This is a genomic window from Microbacterium sp. ISL-103, from assembly GCF_018613995.1.
Lineage (GTDB): Bacteria > Actinomycetota > Actinomycetes > Actinomycetales > Microbacteriaceae > Microbacterium.
This window is the reverse complement of sequence record NZ_JAGGPD010000558.1, coordinates 2,687-6,620: the sequence shown is the minus strand read 5'-3', so window position 1 is coordinate 6,620 and position 3,934 is coordinate 2,687. Positions and strand designations below refer to the sequence as shown.

Annotated in this window: 4 protein-coding genes and 2 pseudogenes; 2 read left to right on the top strand and 4 right to left on the bottom strand. The window is 70.7% G+C overall.

Annotated elements, in window-relative coordinates; all coding sequences use genetic code 11:
* Positions 1-294 (top strand): annotated as a pseudogene (locus J7E68_RS17715) (ROK family protein); the annotation flags it as partial.
* Complete coding sequence (gene nagB / locus J7E68_RS17710; protein WP_215174828.1) at positions 287-1,066, top strand: glucosamine-6-phosphate deaminase; 780 nt, start codon at positions 287-289, stop codon at positions 1,064-1,066. The pseudogene J7E68_RS17715 and the gene nagB, both read left to right, overlap by 8 nt.
* A gap of 20 nt (positions 1,067-1,086) precedes the next feature.
* On the opposite strand, the gene J7E68_RS17705 is transcribed toward nagB, so the two are convergent.
* The 4 genes and pseudogenes from J7E68_RS17705 to J7E68_RS17690 all read right to left on the bottom strand — a co-directional run.
* On the bottom strand, positions 1,087-1,494 hold the full coding sequence (locus J7E68_RS17705) for an NUDIX domain-containing protein (RefSeq protein ID WP_215174827.1): 408 nt from the start codon (positions 1,492-1,494) through the stop codon (positions 1,087-1,089).
* Complete coding sequence (locus J7E68_RS17700; protein WP_215174826.1) at positions 1,487-2,851, bottom strand: FAD-binding oxidoreductase; 1,365 nt, start codon at positions 2,849-2,851, stop codon at positions 1,487-1,489. Before J7E68_RS17700 ends, J7E68_RS17705 begins: the two co-directional genes overlap by 8 nt.
* Positions 2,848-3,219 (bottom strand): YrdB family protein, encoded by a 372-nt coding sequence (locus J7E68_RS17695; RefSeq protein WP_215174825.1) that lies wholly within the window; start codon positions 3,217-3,219, stop codon positions 2,848-2,850. The genes J7E68_RS17700 and J7E68_RS17695 overlap by 4 nt, the downstream gene beginning before the upstream one ends.
* Positions 3,220-3,249: 30 nt before the next feature.
* Positions 3,250-3,934: pseudogene (locus tag J7E68_RS17690) on the bottom strand (hypothetical protein); the annotation flags it as partial.

The following is a 3,934-nucleotide window of genomic DNA, read 5'->3' as shown; positions in this document are numbered from 1 at the left end:
GCCGGCGTGCGTGCCGATCTCTGCCACGGCGCGGCCGCTGCCATGCGGGCCCTCGTGCTCTCGGCAGACGTCGAGCGCGTGATCATCGGCGGTGGCCTCACCGCTCTCGGTGACCGGCTGCTCGCCGGGGTGCGGGCCGCTCTGCAGGACGGCGCCGCCGCCTCGCCCTTCATGCGCTCGCTGCACCTGGACGAGCGCGTCGAACTGCTTCCCGCCGGTTCCCCCGCGGCCGCTTTCGGCGCCGCGGTCGTCGGCGCATCCACCCCCTCGAAGGAGATCGTGTCCCATGGCTGAAGTCGTCATCGTCGAGAACGCCGACGCCGCAGGAGCCCTCGTCGCGGCAGAGATCGTCGAGCTGATCGACGGCCGCCCGGATGCGGTGCTCGGCCTCGCGACCGGGTCGACCCCGCTTCCGGTGTACCAGGCGCTGCGCTCGCGACTGGCAGGGCGCGACGTCTTGCCGGTGCGCGGCTTCGCCCTCGACGAATACGTCGGGCTCGACCCGGCGCACCCCGAGAGCTACCGGTCGGTCATCACCCGTGACGTCGTCGAGCCGCTGGGCCTCGACCCGCGACGCATCCACGTGCCGAACGGCGCGCAGGCCACGATCCAGCACGCGGGTGACGACTACGAGACCGCCATCGACGCGGCCGGGGGAGTCGACCTGCAGATCCTCGGCATCGGCACCGACGGCCACATCGGGTTCAACGAGCCCGGTTCGTCGTTCGCTTCTCGGACGCGCGTGAAGACGCTGACCGAGCAGACCCGTGAAGACAACGCACGCTTCTTCGACTCGATCGACGATGTGCCCCGGCACTGCATCACCCAGGGCCTCGGCACCATCCTGAGGGCACGTCACCTCGTGCTGCTGGCGTTCGGCGAGGGCAAGGCGCAGGCGGTGGCGGATGCGGTCGAGGGCCCACTCTCGGCGATCCTTCCCGGCTCGGCGATCCAACTGCACCCGCACGCCACGGTCGTCGTCGACGAGGCCGCGGCGTCGCGCCTCAGGCTCGCCGACTACTACCGCTACACGTACGCCAACAAGCCCGACTGGCAAGGCATCTGATCGCGGTCAGCTGATCGCGCTCAGCGCCCCGATCCGGGCCAGGCGAGCGGGAGCAGGTGCTCGGTGCTCAGCGGCGCCAGAGGCAGCGTCTCGGCATCGGCAGGGGTGATCCAGCGCAGCTCCGCGAGCTCGGCCTGCACGACCACCTCGGCTCGTGCGATCGAGACCGAGAAGGCCTCGGCGACGACGCGGTGACCCGGTTCGTTCGCCGCCTCCGACACGAAAGTGCCGAGCGGTTCGAGATCGGCCTCGTCGAGCGTCAAGCCGAGTTCTTCGTGCAGCTCCCTGATCAGTGTCTGCGACGGCGTCTCGCCCGGTTCGGGCTTGCCGCCGGGCTGCATGAACCTCGTCGTACCCTGCTTGCGCACGACGAGCACGCGGCCGGCATCGTCGACGATCACGGCGGCGCTGACGTGGATGTCAGGCATCGACGGCGAAGACCTTGCCGGGGTTGAGGATGCCGAGCGGGTCGAAGACGCGGGTGATCTGCCGCTGCAGCTCCCACTGGTCGTCGCCGAGCTCGTCGGCCAGCCAGCGGCTCTTCAGCGTGCCGATTCCGTGCTCACCCGTGAGAGTGCCGCCGAGAGCGATCGCAGCCCGGAACAGCTCGTCTGCGGCCGCCCACACCTCAGCCGGGGGCTCGGTGCCCTCGAAGATGAAGTTCGGGTGCAGGTTGCCGTCACCCGCATGCGCCACGGTCGGGATCGCCATCGAATAGGCCTTCTCGATGCGCGCGATCTCGTCGAACATCGCGGGCATCGCGCTGCGCGGCACCGAGACGTCCTCGATGAGGGTCGTGCCGAGAGCGGACATCGCCGGATGCATGGCGCGGCGGATGGCCAGCAGCCGCTCGCCCTCGTCACGGTCGTGCGAGACCTGCGTCGCGCCGTCGTGCGCCTCGAGGATCGTCGCGATCGTGGTCGCCTCGGCGACGGATGCGGGGCCGTCGGTCTGGATCGTCAGCTGCGCGCTGCCGGGCGCGGGGAAGGGCAGCTGCAGCAGCGCGGGGACGGCGGCCAGGCTCGCGGAGTCCATGAGCTCCATGATGGCCGGCTGGATGCCCGAGGCGGTGACCGCGGCGGACGCGGCGGCAGCGGTGCGCACATCCGGGAACGTCGCGGTGATGGTGCAGGTCGTCCCTTCGACCAGGCGCCGGAGCTTCAGGGTCGCGCCCACGACGACGCCGAGCGTGCCCTCGGATCCGATGACCAGCGAGGTGAGATCGAGACCCGTCACGCCCTTCACGCTGCGGTGCCCGAGGTGCATCAGGCGGCCGTCGGCGAGCACGAGATCGAGACCCAGCACCGCATCTCTCACCACCCCGTACTTGGCGCAGAGCAGGCCGCCGGCGCCGGTGGCGATATTGCCGCCCACGGTCGAGATGGCGCGGCTGGCGGGGTCGGGTGCCCACCACAGGCCGTGTTCGGCCAGCAGGTCGTTGAGATCGGCATTGAGGATGCCGGGTTCGACCACGGCGAGCAGATCGTCTGCGCGGATCTCGTGGACCGCGGTCATGCGCCTGGTGGAGAGCACGATCTCACCGTCTCCGCCGTTCGCGGCTCCGGCGAGGCCGGTGCCTGCCCCTCGGACCACGACGGGAGTGCGGGACTCGGTGGCGATGCGCATGACGGTCTGGACGTGTTCGACGGCCTCGGCGTGCACGACCGCGAGCGGTCTGCCGGGGGCCGCGTGCCCCGAGTGGTCGGCGCGAGCCTCCTCGAGCGACGACGGGTCGGTGTCGACGAGAGTGCCGAGGGCGGAGACGAGCAGGTCGAGGGTGCTCATGCGATGCGACGACGCCCGCTGACCACGCCCGTTCCCACCGCGACGACGGCGAACGCGACGCCGATGATCGGCTGGTCCATCAGCCACCAGGCGATCGTGACGCCGACGTAGATGAGCAGTTCGACGGCGGCGCGCAGGAACGGGTGCAGTCGCAGCACGGGGCGCGGCGACAGGAAGAGCGCCCAGACGAGGATCACGACGAGGGGAGCGCCGATGCCGAGCACCAGGTTCCACGGGAACGGCCAGGTGGCGAATCCCCACAGGGCGAGAGAGCCGATGGCGACGACCAGGACGATCGATCGGACGATGTCGAGCACAGCGAAGCTGGGGCGGTCGACGCCGGGGACGGAGACGGGATCCTGGGTCATGGATCCAGTCTATTCGCCGCCGATGGCGGGTCAGAGCGCGGGAACACCCTCGTCGACCGGCGCTGCGGGCGCGTCGACGGCAGCCCGGTCTTCGGGCGCCGTCGTCTCGGTCGGGACCGCCGTCACGGGGGCCGGTGACTCGACGGGAGCCTCAGCCGGCTGCTCGACAGGAGCGGGAGCAGCGTCGACCGGGGCCTCTTCTGTCCGTGCCTCGTCGACCGGAGCCTCGTCGACCGGAGCGGTGTCGACCGGCGATGCGGGCGTGGCCTCGGGCACCGTTGCGGCGGCCTCGTCAGCCGGCGCCTCGTCGGCGAGCAGGCAGGCGACGTCGAAGAGCGGCAGGTCTCGGATGTCCCACAGCTGAGAGAGGGTGGCGCTCGATGCCGAACCGGTCTCGGTCTCGGTCGTGTAGAAGAACTCGACGGTCGCATCGCTGCAGAGTTCCGAGAGTGTGGGGCGCAGGTCGATGCTTCCGTACCCGAGGGTCGGGTCGTCGGCGGTCGGCGTGAGCACGGAAGAGTCAGTGCCGCCACCGGGCGATGCGCCGAGTGTTGGGCCGGCAGTGCCGGAGACGGCGATCGCGTAGTGCGTCGTGACGAGTCGGCCGTTGAGGAACTCGAACTCGACGGACGTGCCGGAGAAGGTCGGGGTGCCCTCGGGGAGAGCCGGTTCGGTCTCGCCGTCGCCCGGCTCCTCGCCTCCGGGGTTTTCGCCT

Bases quoted from the DNA above. Each gene is read 5' to 3' on its own strand.
- nagB (WP_215174828.1), top strand. From the start codon at position 287: ATGGCTGAAGTCGTCATCGTCGAGAACGCCGACGCCGCAGGAGCCCTC.
- J7E68_RS17705 (WP_215174827.1), bottom strand. From the start codon at position 1,494: ATGCCTGACATCCACGTCAGCGCCGCCGTGATCGTCGACGATGCCGGC.
- J7E68_RS17700 (WP_215174826.1), bottom strand. From the start codon at position 2,851: ATGAGCACCCTCGACCTGCTCGTCTCCGCCCTCGGCACTCTCGTCGAC.
- J7E68_RS17695 (WP_215174825.1), bottom strand. From the start codon at position 3,219: ATGACCCAGGATCCCGTCTCCGTCCCCGGCGTCGACCGCCCCAGCTTC.